The organism is Herbaspirillum autotrophicum (assembly GCF_001189915.1).
Lineage (GTDB): Bacteria > Pseudomonadota > Gammaproteobacteria > Burkholderiales > Burkholderiaceae_D > Herbaspirillum > Herbaspirillum autotrophicum.
This window is the reverse complement of record NZ_LFLS01000040.1, coordinates 38,241-52,950: the sequence shown is the minus strand read 5'-3', so window position 1 is coordinate 52,950 and position 14,710 is coordinate 38,241. Positions and strand designations below refer to the sequence as shown.

16 protein-coding genes are annotated in these 14,710 nt (G+C 57.8%); 13 read left to right on the top strand and 3 right to left on the bottom strand.

The window, feature by feature from the left end; genetic code table 11:
- Positions 1-55: 55 nt before the first annotated feature.
- Complete coding sequence (locus tag AKL27_RS23590; protein ID WP_050465326.1) at positions 56-1,846, top strand: acyl-CoA dehydrogenase; 1,791 nt, start codon at positions 56-58, stop codon at positions 1,844-1,846.
- A 62-nt stretch (positions 1,847-1,908) separates the two neighbouring features.
- Here the strand turns inward: AKL27_RS23590 and AKL27_RS23585 are convergent, their stop codons facing one another.
- Positions 1,909-2,325: an NINE protein gene (locus AKL27_RS23585; protein WP_050465325.1), complete on the bottom strand. Its 417-nt coding sequence runs from the start codon at positions 2,323-2,325 to the stop codon at positions 1,909-1,911.
- Between the two features lie 271 nt (positions 2,326-2,596).
- On the opposite strand from AKL27_RS23585, the gene rpsP reads away from it, so the two are divergent.
- The 10 genes from rpsP to AKL27_RS23540 all read left to right on the top strand — a co-directional run bounded on the left by rpsP (position 2,597) and on the right by AKL27_RS23540 (position 9,972).
- A complete protein-coding gene (gene rpsP / locus AKL27_RS23580; RefSeq protein ID WP_050465324.1) occupies positions 2,597-2,848 on the top strand; it encodes a 30S ribosomal protein S16 in 252 nt (83 codons plus the stop codon).
- Between the two features lie 29 nt (positions 2,849-2,877).
- Entirely contained in the window at positions 2,878-3,438 is a 561-nt protein-coding gene (gene rimM / locus AKL27_RS23575; RefSeq protein WP_050465329.1) for a ribosome maturation factor RimM, read from the top strand.
- Positions 3,439-3,488: 50 nt separating this feature from the next.
- A complete protein-coding gene (trmD, locus tag AKL27_RS23570; RefSeq protein WP_050465323.1) occupies positions 3,489-4,235 on the top strand; it encodes a tRNA (guanosine(37)-N1)-methyltransferase TrmD in 747 nt (248 codons plus the stop codon).
- A 121-nt stretch (positions 4,236-4,356) separates the two neighbouring features.
- On the top strand, positions 4,357-4,743 hold the full coding sequence (rplS, locus tag AKL27_RS23565; protein ID WP_050465322.1) for a 50S ribosomal protein L19: 387 nt from the start codon (positions 4,357-4,359) through the stop codon (positions 4,741-4,743).
- A 69-nt stretch (positions 4,744-4,812) separates the two neighbouring features.
- Positions 4,813-5,475 (top strand): CoA pyrophosphatase, encoded by a 663-nt coding sequence (locus tag AKL27_RS23560; RefSeq protein WP_050465321.1) that lies wholly within the window; start codon positions 4,813-4,815, stop codon positions 5,473-5,475.
- Between the two features lie 190 nt (positions 5,476-5,665).
- A complete protein-coding gene (locus AKL27_RS23555; protein WP_050465320.1) occupies positions 5,666-6,622 on the top strand; it encodes a CobD/CbiB family protein in 957 nt (318 codons plus the stop codon).
- A gap of 331 nt (positions 6,623-6,953) precedes the next feature.
- Complete coding sequence (locus tag AKL27_RS23550) at positions 6,954-7,295, top strand: DUF3579 domain-containing protein (protein WP_050465319.1); 342 nt, start codon at positions 6,954-6,956, stop codon at positions 7,293-7,295.
- 155 nt (positions 7,296-7,450) lie between these two features.
- The gene (gene fumC / locus AKL27_RS23545; RefSeq protein WP_050465318.1) at positions 7,451-8,839 is read left to right on the top strand and encodes a class II fumarate hydratase; all 1,389 of its coding nucleotides are present in this window, start codon (positions 7,451-7,453) and stop codon (positions 8,837-8,839) included.
- A 227-nt stretch (positions 8,840-9,066) separates the two neighbouring features.
- Entirely contained in the window at positions 9,067-9,396 is a 330-nt protein-coding gene (locus AKL27_RS27310) for a hypothetical protein (RefSeq protein ID WP_083439252.1), read from the top strand.
- 24 nt (positions 9,397-9,420) lie between these two features.
- Positions 9,421-9,972 carry a glycine zipper family protein gene (locus AKL27_RS23540; protein WP_050465317.1) on the top strand — a complete coding sequence of 184 codons (552 nt, stop codon included), beginning with the start codon at positions 9,421-9,423 and terminating at the stop codon, positions 9,970-9,972.
- 118 nt (positions 9,973-10,090) lie between these two features.
- On the opposite strand, the gene AKL27_RS23535 is transcribed toward AKL27_RS23540, so the two are convergent.
- Together AKL27_RS23535 and AKL27_RS23530 are read right to left on the bottom strand one after the other, a co-directional pair.
- Positions 10,091-11,467 (bottom strand): ATP-binding protein, encoded by a 1,377-nt coding sequence (locus AKL27_RS23535; protein ID WP_050465316.1) that lies wholly within the window; start codon positions 11,465-11,467, stop codon positions 10,091-10,093.
- Positions 11,464-12,192: a response regulator gene (locus AKL27_RS23530; RefSeq protein ID WP_050465315.1), complete on the bottom strand. Its 729-nt coding sequence runs from the start codon at positions 12,190-12,192 to the stop codon at positions 11,464-11,466. Before AKL27_RS23530 ends, AKL27_RS23535 begins: the two co-directional genes overlap by 4 nt.
- Positions 12,193-12,401: 209 nt before the next feature.
- Here AKL27_RS23530 and AKL27_RS23525 point away from each other — a divergent pair, with 209 nt between their 5' ends.
- Both AKL27_RS23525 and AKL27_RS23520 read left to right on the top strand, forming a co-directional pair.
- Positions 12,402-12,935, top strand: coding sequence for a Spy/CpxP family protein refolding chaperone (locus AKL27_RS23525; protein WP_050465314.1), 534 nt, complete (start codon positions 12,402-12,404; stop codon positions 12,933-12,935).
- A gap of 238 nt (positions 12,936-13,173) precedes the next feature.
- Complete coding sequence (locus AKL27_RS23520) at positions 13,174-14,706, top strand: MdtA/MuxA family multidrug efflux RND transporter periplasmic adaptor subunit (RefSeq protein ID WP_050465313.1); 1,533 nt, start codon at positions 13,174-13,176, stop codon at positions 14,704-14,706.
- The last annotated feature ends 4 nt before the right edge of the window (positions 14,707-14,710 follow it).

Genomic DNA, 14,710 nt, shown 5'->3' with positions numbered 1-14,710 from the left:
CTCGGAACCGGGTAGCGCAGCCAGAGACTGCGCAGCAATAGTCAAGGAGTCAGAGATGAGCTACGTCGCACCATTGAAGGATATGTTGTTCGTGATCAACGAACTGGCCGGGTTGACCAATGTCGCCGCATTGCCAGGTTGTGAAGATGCGACGCCGGAAACAGTTGAGGCGATTCTCGAAGAGAATGCAAAATTCTGTGGCGAAGTGGTTGCTCCGCTCAATCACACTGCCGATCAGGAACCGAGTCACTGGGTCGACGGCAAGGTAGTTACCAGCAAGGGCTTCAAGGAGGCCTTCAAGCTGTTCGGCGAAGCCGGCTGGCAGGGTGTGCAGCATCCGGTCGAGTTTGGCGGGCAAGGTTTGCCGAAGCTGGTCGCGACCCCCTGTATTGAAATGCTCAACTCGGCGAATCTGTCGTTCGCGCTGTGTCCGCTGTTGACGGACGGCACCATCGAAGCACTGATGACGGCCGGTTCCGAAGCGCAAAAGAAAACCTATCTGGCCAATCTGATCTCCGGCAAATGGACCGGCACCATGAATCTGACCGAGCCGCAGGCCGGCTCCGATCTGGCGATGGTGCGCACGCGTGCGGTGCCGCAGGATGATGGCAGCTATAAATTGTTTGGCACCAAGATTTTCATTACCTTTGGCGAGCACGACATGGCGGACAATATTGTCCATCTGGTGCTGGCGCGCACACCAAGTGCGCCCGAAGGCGTCAAGGGTATTTCGCTGTTCGTGGTACCCAAATTTCTGGTCAATGCCGACGGTTCGCCCGGCGCGCGCAACGATGTGCATTGCGTATCGATCGAACACAAGCTCGGCATCAAGGCCAGCCCGACAGCGGTATTGCAGTTCGGCGATCAGGGCGGCGCAGTCGGCACGCTGGTGGGCGAAGAAAACCGTGGTCTGGAATACATGTTCATCATGATGAACGCGGCGCGGTTTGCGGTCGGTCTGCAGGGCATCAGTGTGGCCGAGCGAGCCTATCAAAAAGCTGCGGCGTACGCCAGGGATCGCGTGCAGTCACGCGATCTGGCCGGTTCGCCGGGGCCGGTCAGCATCATTCATCAGCCTGATGTGCGGCGCATGCTGATGTCGATGCGGGCGCAGATCGAAGCTGCGCGCGCGCTGGCCTATGTTGCCGCCGCTGCTTCCGATACCGGGCATCATCATGCCGATGCCGCTACCCGTAAAACCAATCAGGCTTGTTACGAATATCTGGTGCCGATCGTCAAGGGCTGGTCGACCGAGTTGTCGATTGATGTCGCATCAACCGGCGTGCAAGTGCATGGCGGCATGGGTTTCATCGAAGAAACCGGGGCTGCACAGTATTACCGCGATGCCCGCATTCTGGCGATTTACGAAGGTACCACCGCGATTCAGGCCAATGACCTGGTCGGACGCAAGACGGCGCGTGATGGTGGTGCGGTCGCCAGGTTGTTGATTTCGCAGGTGCGCGCCACGGCTGGCGAATTGCTGGCTGCCGAATCGGCTGAACTCAAGGTGATCGGTCGGCGTTTGCAGGATGGCGCGCAGGCGTTGGAAGAAGTGGTCGATTATGTGGTTGCCAATATCAAGTCGGATATCAAAGGCGTATTCGCTGGCAGTGTGTTGTATCTGAAGCTGGCTGGCATCGTGCTGGGTGGCTGGCAGATGGGGTGCGCGGCGCTGGTGGCGGCAGCCAGGATCAGAGATGGCGCCGGTGATGCCGATTTTTATCAGGCCAAGATTGCGACCGCGCGGTTCTTTGCCGATCACCAATTGACGCAGGCTGGCGCGCAGCGCACGGCGATCATAGAGGGTAGTGCCGGTGTGATGGCCTTGAGCGAAAGCCAGTTCTGAGGAAGTGCCGATAATGCGTGCGGATCAGCCTGGTGCTGACCCGCATGTTGCAGCAGCCGGTGTCAGCCGTAGGCGCCGCCGGTGAACAGCAAGTCAAAGGTGCGGGCCAGCAGCGCAATCAGCGACATGGCGCCGATGCCGACAGTCAATACCAGTATCAATGCCAGAATCCAGTGCGATTCGGATTTTTTGCCGCTGCCTGTGTTATGTTTCGTGTCCCATTTGTCATCCGGTGTCAGGCCGATCACCAGGGCTTCCAGAAATCCGCACAGGATGGACAGAATGAACAGCATGCCGGCAAACATCGGGTTCAGATTGCCCAGCAGGGCGATGGCCAGCAGCGACAGCGGCAGGGTCAGCCAGTGCAGCCAGCCGAACAAGTCTTTGCGTCCATACAGATAAAAGCGATGAATGCCGAGGCCGCCGAAGACGGCGGCGAGAAATGTGGTGAACGTCTTGTTCTTGTGTGGAGTGGGCATGCAGACAATCTTTTTGAAGGCTGAGCCAGTCCGGCTGAGGGTAGTCGGGGGCGGCTCTTGTTGTAAAAATACTGCGCGTAGTATATCTGCTTGGCAAGGCAGGTGCACCGCATTTGGGCGTATTTCATTGGTAAAGACGCAAATTTGACGGCGTTTTTATCGATTTTGACGCGATGATCCCGGCGGTTGTCGCGTATTCGGCTTGCGAGGCGGTCGGTAATTCGGCTATAATCTGCAACTTTTCCGTGTTCGAACACTTTTTGGAACCATTATGGTCGTTATTCGTTTAGCTCGTGGAGGCGCCAAGAAGCGCCCGTTCTTCAACATCGTTGCAACTGATTCGCGCAATCGCCGCGACGGTCGCTTTATCGAACGTCTGGGTTTCTACAATCCAGTCGCTTCTGGCAAGGAAGAAGGCTTCCGTATTGCTCAGGACCGTTTGGCATATTGGGAAGGCACCGGCGCGCAATTGTCGCCAACCGTGGCTCGCCTGATCGCCGCTGGCAAAAAAGTTGCTGCTTGATTGCAGTTGCTGAAGCTGGCAGTACGGGTTTGACGCGCAGTTCGCAATCAGGTGTAGCCGTCCCCGCCGATCTGGTGACGGTAGGTTACATCTCGGGTGCCTATGGCATCCAGGGTTGGGTGCGGGTCAAACCTTATTCGGCTGACGCCGATGCTTTGCTTGGTGCCAAGACATGGTGGCTGAGCAAGTCTGAAGTCGCTGAAGTACGTGATGTCGAGATGATGCATGCCAAGCACCACAGCGGAGACGTTGTGGCGCAACTGATGGGAGTGGCGGGACGTGATGCTGCCGAGGCGCTCAAGGGCACCGTGGTACAGATTTCGCGCAGTCGCTTTCCGGCATTGTCCGATGATGAATTTTACTGGGTCGATCTGATCGGCCTGGCAGTAGCAAATGAGCAGGGCGAGTCCCTGGGTGTCGTGGCCGACATGATGGACAACGGCGCACATCCGATCTTGCGGGTCGCCGTTCCTGCTGCGGAAGCCGACAAACCGGCGACCGAAATGCTGATTCCGTTTGTCGACCAGTTCGTCAAATCGGTGTCGCTGTCAGAAAAGAAAATCGTGGTCGACTGGGGGCTGGATTATTAATCCGCCAACGTTTGACGGGTATTTGTTGAAATTGAAGGGAAGAGGGCGAGATGCAATTTGATGTCGTCACGCTGTTTCCCGAAATGTTCACCGCACTGACGCAATCCGGCGTTACCCGACGCGCATTCGATCAAAAGAAATGTGAGCTGTCGCTGTGGAATCCGCGTGATTTCACGAGTGACAATCATCGTACCGTGGATGACCGGCCGTATGGCGGTGGCCCGGGCATGGTGATGCTGGCCAAGCCGTTGCAGGCGTCGATAGCTGCCGCCAAAACACGGCAGACGACACTGGGATTGCAGGCGCCGCGTGTCGTCTACCTGTCGCCGCAAGGCGCACCGCTGACGCATCAGCGCGTGATGCAACTGGTGCAGGAGCCTGGCCTGGTGTTGCTGTGTGGTCGCTACGAAGCAGTTGATCAGCGTTTGCTCGACAGTTGCGTGGATGAAGAAATCAGTCTTGGCGATTTTGTGTTGTCAGGCGGAGAGTTGCCGGCGATGGCCCTGATGGATGCAGTTATCCGTCAACTGCCGGGTGTATTGCATGATGGTGCTTCGGCGGTCGAGGACAGTTTTGTCAACGGGTTGCTGGATTGTCCACATTACACAAGGCCGGAAGAATACGAAGGCGTGACAGTGCCGCCAGTGTTGCTGGGTGGTCATCACGCTGAAATCGAGAAATGGCGGCGCGCACGGGCTCTTGAGGCTACCGCGGAAAAACGCCCCGATCTGATTCTCAAGGCACGTGCAGCAGGTTTGCTGTCGCGCGCCGATGAAAAGATATTGAGCAGTTTGTAGTTGGCAGTGAGTGCGGCGTTTGCCATTTGGCAGCCCGTTGATAAATCCCCATCCTCTACCGGGCATATGAATGTGCTGCAAGACGTTCGCGGCGCCGGCAAGATGGTTTTTGGAGTAGAAAATGGACTTGATCCAGCAATTAGAGCAAGAAGAGATTACCCGTCTCGCAAAAAACATCCCTGACTTTGCACCAGGCGACACCGTCGTGGTCAGCGTCAATGTGGTCGAAGGTACGCGCAAGCGTGCACAGGCTTACGAAGGTGTTGTGATTTCCCGCCGCAACCGTGGCCTGAACTCCAACTTCATCGTTCGCAAGATTTCGTCCGGCGAAGGCGTGGAGCGTACATTCCAGTTGTACTCGCCACTGATCGCTTCGATCGAAGTGAAGCGTCGCGGTGATGTCCGTCGCGCCAAACTGTACTACCTGCGCGAACGTTCGGGCAAATCGGCACGTATCAAAGAAAAACTGCCGAACCGCCGCAGCAGCGCTGCAAAGACAGCTGCGTAATCTTCAGCGTATACTTGCAGAAAAAGGGGCGTCCGATGACGCCCCTTTTTTGTCTCTCGGGAAACCATCTTGGCCAGCTTTGATCCTCATGCCTTACCCATCGATTCGGTTGCCGGCGAAGCACCGCTGAGCGCTGATCGCCTGACCGATGAATGGTTGCGCGCGCGCTTTGCCAATCCACCGTTGTGGCAACCGGAAAGCACCGACGAGCAGCGCTTGCGTCAGACTACCGGCGAGCCGCGTGCGGCAGCCGTGCTGATTCCCATCGTGACCCGGCCGGAAGGCCTGACCATGTTGTTTACACAACGGACCGCCGATTTGCGGGATCACGCCGGACAAGTGAGTTTTCCCGGTGGCCGGCGCGAACCTGAAGATGAAACACTGATCGAGACGGCCTTGCGTGAAACGCAGGAAGAAATCGGACTGGCGCGCAATCACATCGAAGTGATCGGCACCATGCCGGATTACGTGACTGGTACCGGTTACCGCGTGACGCCGGTGGCGGGACTGATCCTGCCGCCGTTCGATCTGCAGGCCGACCCGCGCGAAGTGGCCGAGATCTTTGAAGTGCCGCTGGCATTTCTTATGAATGGCATGAACCATCAGCGCCGTACCTTTGAATTGCCGGACAACTTCCGGCGCAGCTTTTACACCATGCCCTATGACCGCCATTTCATCTGGGGGGCAACTGCCGGCATGTTGCGCAATCTGTTCCACTTTCTGCGCAGCTGAATACATCGGAACTGCGTCATATCATTAAAAATATCGCCTTCGGGCAACAGAATGCATCAGCAAGTGATATTGCCGTTGTATCATCTGTTTGATTCCCTGAATCCCGTGCGTTATCGTACCGGTCAGATGCATGCTTGATTATCGGACATGGTGTCGCGATAACTTGCTTGGCGATTTTTAAGGCGGCTTGATGACATTTCTTTCCATACTCTTTGCGCTACTCATAGAACAATTAAAGCCGTTGCGTGCAGACAATCCGGTATATGCCTGGATCAAGCTGTTCGCGGCCCGCATCGAAAACTGGTTCAACGCCGGGCATGCCCGTCATGGTCGTCTGGGCTGGGCCGTAATGGTCGGCTCGCTGATGATCCCGACCGCCGTGATCTACTGGATTTGCCTGCGCATCAGCCCGCTCGCGGCACTGGCCTGGAATGTACTGATCGTCTACCTGACACTCGGCTTCCGCCACTACAGTCACTACTTCACTTCGATTCAACTGGCGCTCAACAGCGGCGATGAAATTGCCGCGCGCGCCTTGCTTGCCGAGTGGATCAAGCAAGACACCTCGGATATGGATGTCGGCGAGATTTCCCGTATCGCCGCCGAAAAGGCGCTGGTGACCACGCACCGTCACGTGTTTGGCGTATTCTTCTGGTTCCTGATGCCACTCGGTCCGGCCTGCGCCGTGATGTACCGTATCGCTGAATATCTGGCGCGCGCATGGAACGAGCCGGATCACATGAAGCAGGAAGTATTTGGCCGTTTCGCCGAACGCGCGTTTTACTGGATCGACTGGATTCCGGCGCGCTTTACCGCCTCGGCGTTTGCCGTGGTCGGCAACTTTGAAGATGCGATTTACGCCTGGCGCAATTTTGCCAGCCGCTGGAAAGATGAAGCCGTCGGCATCATTCTGTCTTCCGGTGGTGGTGCCATGGGTGTGCGTTTCGGTACGCCAGCGGAAGCCGCTGCCGATGTGTTGCCGGTCGATGCCGCCACGGTTGATTCGCTGCTCGAAGAGTCCGATGGTTTCCCCGGCGATGCACCATCGCCACGCACATTGCAAAGTACGGTCGGTCTGGTCTGGCGGGCATTGCTGTTATGGATGTTCCTGCTGTTGCTGCTGTCGGTTGCAGTCTGGATGGGTTGAGCCAATAATGCATTGTCGGGCGGGTATCGCTGAGAGCATGCCTGCAAGCGATGCATCGGAACAAATTGCCATGGTGCAAAATCATGGAGCCGGTGTATGCCGGCAGCCGGCCCGGATTTCAGTGGTCGCCGGTCCGCATTCGAGATAGTGCTATATCCTGAGTCTTCTATAAGATATAATACTTCGGCTTCAAAGGCTCCCGCTGCAAGAGAGGGTAGCGGGCAATATATGTAGCAAGGCCAGCGCCTGATACCGCTAATTTGCAGCAGAGAACAAAGCCTCCGGCGCTCTCTGGTTGAACCTAAGCAAGCCCAACGAACGAATTGCACGCATGGCAGATCCCATCAATACTTCCAAGCCGGCACAAGAATTCTTCATTCTGGGACTGACCCAGGATGGAAAACAGTTTCGTCCCAGCGACTGGGCCGAACGATTGTGCGGCGTCATGTCCTGTTTCCGCCCTGAAGGTTCCGGCGGCCGCAATGCCCACCTGCAATATTCCCCTTATGTGTTGCCGACCATGCTCAACGGCGTGCGCTCGGTGGTGGTCAATGAAGCATTACGCCAGCTCGATCCGCTGGCGTATCATTTTGTTGTCAATTTTGCCAAAGATAACGATTTGCAGGTGATCGACGCCTGTCTGTTGCCGGAGCCCGGCACCAGCAAGACCTGAACGCATTTCACAAGCTGTTGCGGCGGAGTGTCTGTGCCGCCGGCTTGTGAAATGCGTTTCTTGTCATCTCATATCGCTCAAGCCGGTTGCGTACGCCAGAGCCCTACGAGATCTAGCGGTTCGAAAGAACCATATTTCTTATGGAGAAAAGTACCATGAAGCACAGAGTGGAGCGCGATACCTTCGGCCCTATCGAAGTCCCTGATGATCGTCTGTGGGGCGCGCAAACGCAGCGTTCGCTGCATCATTTCCATATTTCCAGCGAGCGCATGCCGACCGAACTGGTCACCGCACTGGCGGCCGTCAAGCGCGCCTGTGCCGTCGTCAATCGCGATCTCGGCAAGCTCGACGGCAAAAAAGCCGACGCCATCATTGCTGCCGCTGACGAAGTGATTGCCGGCAAGCATCCGGATGAATTCCCATTGTCGGTCTGGCAGACCGGATCCGGCACCCAAAGCAACATGAACATGAACGAAGTGCTGGCCAACCGCGCTTCCGAATTGCTCGGCGGCGTGCGCGGCGAAACGCGGCTGGTGCATCCCAACGATGATGTCAATCAAAGCCAGTCATCCAACGATATCTTCCCGACCGCCATGCACGTGGCGGCCTGTGTCGGTGTGGCGACGCATCTGTTCCCGGCCTTGCATCATCTGCGCGCGACGCTGGAGGGCAAAGTTACTGAATTCGCCGACATCGTCAAGATCGGGCGTACCCATTTGCAAGATGCGACGCCGCTGACGCTGGGCCAGGAATTTTCCGGCTATGTAGCGCAACTGTCGCATGCGGAAATGGCGATCATCGCCACACTGGCGGCAACCAGCGAACTGGCTGCCGGCGGTACCGCAGTCGGCACCGGCCTCAATGCGCATCCCGAGTTCGGAGCGCGGGTGGCGGCAGAGCTGGCGTCGCATTACGGGTTGCCGTTCAAGACGGCGCCCAACAAGTTTGCCGCACTGGCCAGCCATGATGCGCTGGTCTCCGCGCATGGCGCACTGAAGACACTGGCGGCTGCGCTCATGAAGATTGCCAACGATGTGCGCTGGCTGGCTTCCGGTCCGCGCTCGGGTCTGGGGGAGCTGACCATTCCGGAAAATGAACCGGGCAGTTCGATCATGCCGGGCAAGGTCAATCCGACCCAATGCGAAGCGCTGACCATGCTGTGTGCGCAAGTGTTCGGCAATGACGTCGCGATCAATATTGGCGGCGCGTGCGGCAACTTTGAACTGAATGTGTTCAAGCCGCTGATCGCGCATAACTATCTGCAAAGCGTGCGACTGCTGACCGATGGCATGGCCAGTTTCGATGAGCATTGCGCGCAGGGCATTGCCGCCAATCGCGATCGCATCGCCGATCTGATGGAACGTTCGCTGATGCTGGTAACGGCACTGGCACCCCACATTGGTTATGACCGTGCAGCCAAGATTGCCAAGCAGGCGCATCATGACGGCACGACGCTGAAACAGGCGGCATTGGCATTGGGTTATGTTACCGAGGCGCAATTTGCCGAATGGATCATTCCGGTCGATATGACGCGTCCGGGCTGATCAACGCCGGCGACATCATTTGCGGGACGCCCGGCAGGGTCCCGCCGGTGTTGCCAGGCGCCTTATGTGCCGTAATGTAGCGGCATGTACAGACTCTTTAATTGGGTTACGAATTGAAACATATCCGTTGAATTTTCAGGCGATTGAGTATATTGAAAGTACCCGACCGGGATTCGGCACGGGTGCCAAGCACGCTGTCGGCGTGTACCGGTTATCGGAGTACTCAAATGAAAAAATCTGTTGCCCTGGGAATGCTGGGACTTGCTTGCCTGCTGGCAAGTGGCGTCGCTTCAGCACATACGCGATTCTACGGCGGTGTCTATATTGGCGGGCCGTTATGGGTTGCGCCGCCTGCCTATTATTATCCGCCCCCGGTTTACATTGAACGCCAGCCGGCGCCCGTCTATGTGGAGCCGGCACCGACGTATTGGTATTACTGCACGCAGGCCAATGGTTATTATCCGTACGTTCAAAGTTGTCCGGCAGGCTGGATGAAAGTGGTTCCGGGTGAGCCTTCTCAGGCACCATCCCAGCCACCGTCGCCGCCACCGCGTTAATGTCGGCAACCAAGGAGTGATACCGTGAAAAAATTACACACACCACTATATTCGTTGCTGGCGGTGGCTGCAGCGCTGGCACTCGGCGGCTGCGTCAGCGTACCGACCGGACCGCAGGTTTCAGTGATGCCGGGGCCGGGCAAGAGTTATGAACAGTTCCGCAGCGAAGCCGCGACTTGCGAGCAATATGCCCAGCAATCCATAGGCGGGGCGGCAGCGGCAACGCAAAACAATGTCGTCAACAATGCCGCCGTCGGCACCGCAGTGGGTGCAGTCGCCGGCGCCGTGGTTGGCGCCATGGTCGGACAAGCCGGACATGGTGCGGCAATCGGCGCCGGTGGCGGTTTGCTGGTCGGCAGCGCGAATGGCGCCAATGCCGCAGCCGGCGGCAATTACTCGATGCAGCAGCGTTACGACAATACCTATTCGCAATGCATGTATGCCAAGGGCAATCAGGTGCAAAGCGCTGGCGGTCGTCGCATCGCCCGTTACTATTCGGCGCCGCCACCACCTCCACCACCGGGATATTACGGTCCGCCACCGACGTATTACGGGCCGCCGCCGGGAGCTTATTGAGTATCGCTGCGTATCGCTCCTTATACAAAAACGCCACGCTGTATGCGTGGCGTTTTTGCGTGGGGCAGTTGGTGTCAGATCAGAGGGGGGGGCGCGACGTTGAACGGTAGTGTCTGGTTCAACGCGGTTTTTGCGGCAGTTGCAGCAGTGCTTCCAGGCCGCCGCCCACCAGATTGGTCAGCCGCAGCAGGGCGCCGTGATTTTCTGCGATGTTGCGGGCAATGGTCAGACCCAGACCGGTGCCGCCGGTATCGCGGGAGCGCGAGGTTTCGAGCCGGTAGAAGGGGTCGAATACGGCGTCGAGCTGGTCTTCGGGAATGCCGGGGCCGTGGTCGCGGATACGGATCATCACATTCTGTTGTTCCAGCATGATCGAGACATCGGCACGTCGGCCGTATTTGACCGCGTTGTCCAGCAAGTTGGTCAGGCAGCGGCGCAAAGCGCCCGGTTGTGCCATCACGAAGGCGCGCGTGCTGCCATGCAGATGGACATCCTGACCGGCATCGGTGGCGTCGGAGCAGACACTGTCGAGCAGTGAATCGATATCCAGCGCCTGAATCTTTTCCGAAGAATCCATGCTGCGCGCCAGATCCAGTCCTTCGCGCACCATTCCTTGCATGACGGCGAGGTCATCCACCAGCTTGTGCTGCAATTCCGGATCGCTGACTTTTTCGAGACGCAGCCGCAATCGTGTCAGCGGTGTTTGCAAATCATGCGTGATCGCCGCCAGCATATGGGTGCGATGCTGAATCTGACGTCGTATGCGCGCTTGCATGGCATTGAAGGCTTTGGCTGCTTGCCGGATTTCAGTAGGGCCTTTTTCCGGCAAGGGCGGATGTTCGATGTCCAGTCCCAGTTCGGAAGCGGCACTGGCCAGTTGCTTGATCGGGCGTGCCGTCATCTTCGCCACCAGATAAGCCAGCATGGCGATCAGCACCAGGAACAACAAGATGTAGGGCGCGCCATACGGCGCAACCGGATTGCCGCGCGAGCGCATCGATGGCGGTTCGCCCGGCATGTGCAGGCGCAGCCGCAGCAGCGTGTTGTCGCGCAGGCTGACATAAATCACGCGGCAGGTTTCGCGTTCGGGACGCTGATCCGGGCCGGCGTTGGAGCGCGGCCGACGCGAGGTGCAATCGGTTTCGCTTTGTACGGCGATCTGGCGATTGGTGCCGAGCCGCAGTTTCAGAATTTCCGCCAGATTGCTGTTGCGGTTGCTGTCTTTTGTGGCGTCGCCGAGACTTTTGACTTCGGCGGCTTCAAAACCGAAGTTGTCGGCGGCCTGCAAAATCACCTTGCGCGCATCCGGCGAAATATCATCGAGCGCCAGCACGATTTGTTCGACCCGTTCGGCCACATGCTGATAGCGGATTTCCTTGAGCGTGCTGCGGCGTTCATTGGCGGCCAGCCAGGTCGTGACCACGGTGGCGACAATGATGCCGGCCAGCAAAATCAGAAAGACGCGGTTGACAATGGAGCCGAAAAAATTCTTCATCCCGGATTTTCCGTGTTGACCGTGGTTGCCAGTACATATCCCTCGTTGCGGACGGTCTTGATGATGGTCGGGGTACGCGCGTCATCGCCCAGTTTTTGGCGCAGGCGGCTGATTTGCAGATCGACGGCACGATCAAACGGATCGGCTTCGCGTCCCTGAGTCAGTTCCAGCAACTGGTCGCGGTTGAGTACCCGGTTGGGGTGTTCCAGAAATACCTTGAGCATGCGGAATTCGGCGCCTGACAAGGCGACGACGATACCGTCCGGATTCAGCAGGTGGCGCGCCGTCAGATCCAGCGTCCAGCCGGAGAAGTGCAGCGCCTTGGCTTGCGGCAGCGCCATGTTGGGCGGCAGTGCCTGAGTGCGGCGCAATACGCTGCGGATGCGGGCGAACAACTCGCGCGGTTCGAATGGCTTGGCCAGATAGTCATCGGCCCCCATTTCCAGGCCGAGGATCCGGTCCAGCGGTTCGCCGCGCGCGGTCAGCATGATCACCGGCACGGTCGAGCGCGAGCGCAGGTCGCGGCACAGCGTCAGGCCGTCTTCGCCGGGCAGGGTCAGGTCCAGCACGATCAGATCGACCCGCGACTCTTCCAGCGTTTTACGCATTTCCGTGCCATTGGTCGCGGTCAGCGTCTTGAAGCCATTGGCGTCAAGATATTCAGCCAGCAGGCCGCGGATGTCACGGTCGTCATCGACCACCAGAATATGAGAGAGAGTATCCATGGCTGCATTATGACTATTTCACCATCGGAGATGGCAAGAAAAATGTAGCCGCGCATATCAGAAGGCGCTGTTGATACATGCCGATACAAAGCAGAAGCCGGTTTATACAGAGCGATACAAATCATGCAACAAGCGAAAAACCCCTGACACACCCCGGCGGTTAAATGGGAACCGTGCAGAGAGCACTACTATCAAGAAAGGAATTTGCCATGTTGAAATTCAAAAAACATCTGATCACCGGTCTGGCTGCTGCAGGTATTGCCATTACTGCGCTGTCGGCCTATGCCGAGATGCCTGCGGGGCCACGTGCCGCGCCAACCCCTGAGCAACAAGCCAAGTATGAACAACATCGCGCCAAACGCGAAGCAGAATTCCATACCAAGCTGGGTATTACCGCCAACCAGGAAGCCGCCTGGCAAACTTTCCTCGGCAAGATCCGGCCGGTACGTCCGGCCACGCCGTCGACCCGTCTGAGCCGGGAAGACTGGAAGAAAATGTCGACTCCGGATCGTCTCGATCATGAGATGGCATTCATGAAAAAGGCCGAAGCCCGCATGAGCGACCGTATCGCGGCCACCAAGGAATTCTATGCCGTGTTGTCGCCGACACAGCAAAAGACCTTTGATGAAGTGTTCCGTCACATGCAGGAGCGTCGTTTCAAACACGGCCGTTTCGGTCACGGTCGCGGTCACGGCCCTGAACAGGGTCCAGGTCCGGCACAAGGACCTGCCGCAGCCAAGTAATCGTCGCATTTCAGAGGGCCTTGCCAGCGCGCAAGGCTCTTTGCGTTTGTGATACAAATGGCAACACTAATATCATCGCCATGTCATGCTTCTGGAACATAATGACGAGTTAGCCGAAACACCCGTAACACCTGTAGAAATGAGCGACACCTGAAGATCATTTCATCAATATCCGTACCTGCGCAGGTATTGACGAAATGAATACGAATAAACCAATGTCTTTTTTGTCTTGCCGACGATGACCACTACACCGACCCCAGATCAACAACCTGCCGTGCCGCCTTCCTCATCTTCTCAAGTGCCGGCACGCCGGAAACGCCGCTGGCTTTGGCTGCTGTTGGTGGTGGTGATTGCCGGCGGTTCTTATCATTTCTGGAAACGCAGCCAGGCGCCTGCCGGTGACAGCGCCGCTGCTGCCGGTGCGCCCAAAGGTCGCAAAGGCGGCGGATTCGGTGGTGGCGGCCCGGGTGGCGGCAACATGACCATGCCGGTGGGCGTGGCGCTGGCCAAGACCGCTGACGTCAACATTTATCTGGCTGGATTGGGCGGCGTCACGCCAACTGCAACGGCCATCGTCAAAAGCCGGGTCGACGGGCAGTTGATGAAACTGCACTTCACGGAGGGGCAACTGGTCAAGGCCGGCGATTTGCTGGCGGAGCTTGATCCGCGTCCGTATCAGGTGGCGGTCACCCAGGCGCAGGGGCAACTGGCGCGTGATATCGCGCAACTGAATGCGGCCCAGATTGACCTCAAGCGCTACCGCACCTTGCTGGAGCAGGACTCCATCGCCAGTCAGCAGGTCGATACGCAGGCGGCACTGGTCAAGCAATATGAAGGCACGGTCAAGGCCGATCAGGGCAATCTCGATAACGCGCAACTGCAACTGACTTATTCGCGGGTGACGGCGCCGGTCAGCGGCCGCCTCGGCCTGCGTCAGGTCGATATCGGCAATATCGTGCATGCCAGCGACAGCACCGGCATTGTCGTCATTACTCAGGTACAGCCGATTACTGTCATCTTCAGTATCCCGGAAGATAATATTCCAAGCGTCATGAAGCAATTGCAGGCTGGTAAAAAATTATCGGCCGACGCCTGGGACCGTGCCCAGCAAAACAAACTCGACAGCGGTTATTTGCTGACCATCGATAATCAGGTAGATGCCACAACCGGCACGGTCAAGCTCAAGGCGCAGTTTCCCAATGCCGGCTACGCTTTGTTTCCCAATCAGTTTGTCAATGTGCGCATGCTGCTGGATGTGAAGCATGACGCCACGGTGATCCCGAGCGCTGCAATTCAGCGCGGTTCGGCGGGTCTGTTCGTGTATGTGGTCAAGCAAGACAATAGCGTGACCGTGCGCAAGGTCAAGACCGGTCCGGCGCAGGGTGACGTCACTGCCATCGAAGATGGCGTCGCCACCGGTGAAACCGTGGTGGTGGATGGTATCGACAAATTGCGCGAAGGCGCCAAGGTGGAACCGGTGATGCGCGGCGGCAGCAATGACCCGGCCAACAAGCTCACGGAAAAGGCCGGTCCGCGCCGCAAGAATGGCGGTGCCGCAGCAGGTGATGCCAATGCCACGCCGGAAGAGCGCCAGAAGCGTTGGGCCGAACTCAACAAGCGCATCGACAACGGTGAGTTTGGTGAGGAAATCAAGAAATTGCCGGAAGATCAGCGGCGTCAGAAGATGATGGAAATGCGGCGGCAGCAGCGCGGCGGCAGTGATGCGCCGGCGGGCAGCAGCAATGGTAACGCCGGCAGCACCGGCAAATAAAGGC

Excerpts from the sequence above, each read along its gene's own strand:
- AKL27_RS23525 (WP_050465314.1), top strand. The coding sequence starts at position 12,402 with ATGTTGAAATTCAAAAAACATCTGATCACCGGTCTGGCTGCTGCAGGT.
- AKL27_RS23555 (WP_050465320.1), top strand. The coding sequence starts at position 5,666 with ATGACATTTCTTTCCATACTCTTTGCGCTACTCATAGAACAATTAAAG.
- AKL27_RS23550 (WP_050465319.1), top strand. The coding sequence starts at position 6,954 with ATGGCAGATCCCATCAATACTTCCAAGCCGGCACAAGAATTCTTCATT.
- AKL27_RS23520 (WP_050465313.1), top strand. The coding sequence starts at position 13,174 with ATGACCACTACACCGACCCCAGATCAACAACCTGCCGTGCCGCCTTCC.
- AKL27_RS23585 (WP_050465325.1), bottom strand. The coding sequence starts at position 2,325 with ATGCCCACTCCACACAAGAACAAGACGTTCACCACATTTCTCGCCGCC.
- rpsP (WP_050465324.1), top strand. The coding sequence starts at position 2,597 with ATGGTCGTTATTCGTTTAGCTCGTGGAGGCGCCAAGAAGCGCCCGTTC.
- AKL27_RS23590 (WP_050465326.1), top strand. The coding sequence starts at position 56 with ATGAGCTACGTCGCACCATTGAAGGATATGTTGTTCGTGATCAACGAA.
- AKL27_RS23530 (WP_050465315.1), bottom strand. The coding sequence starts at position 12,192 with ATGGATACTCTCTCTCATATTCTGGTGGTCGATGACGACCGTGACATC.
- fumC (WP_050465318.1), top strand. The coding sequence starts at position 7,451 with ATGAAGCACAGAGTGGAGCGCGATACCTTCGGCCCTATCGAAGTCCCT.
- rplS (WP_050465322.1), top strand. The coding sequence starts at position 4,357 with ATGGACTTGATCCAGCAATTAGAGCAAGAAGAGATTACCCGTCTCGCA.
- AKL27_RS23535 (WP_050465316.1), bottom strand. The coding sequence starts at position 11,467 with ATGAAGAATTTTTTCGGCTCCATTGTCAACCGCGTCTTTCTGATTTTG.
- trmD (WP_050465323.1), top strand. The coding sequence starts at position 3,489 with ATGCAATTTGATGTCGTCACGCTGTTTCCCGAAATGTTCACCGCACTG.
- AKL27_RS27310 (WP_083439252.1), top strand. The coding sequence starts at position 9,067 with ATGAAAAAATCTGTTGCCCTGGGAATGCTGGGACTTGCTTGCCTGCTG.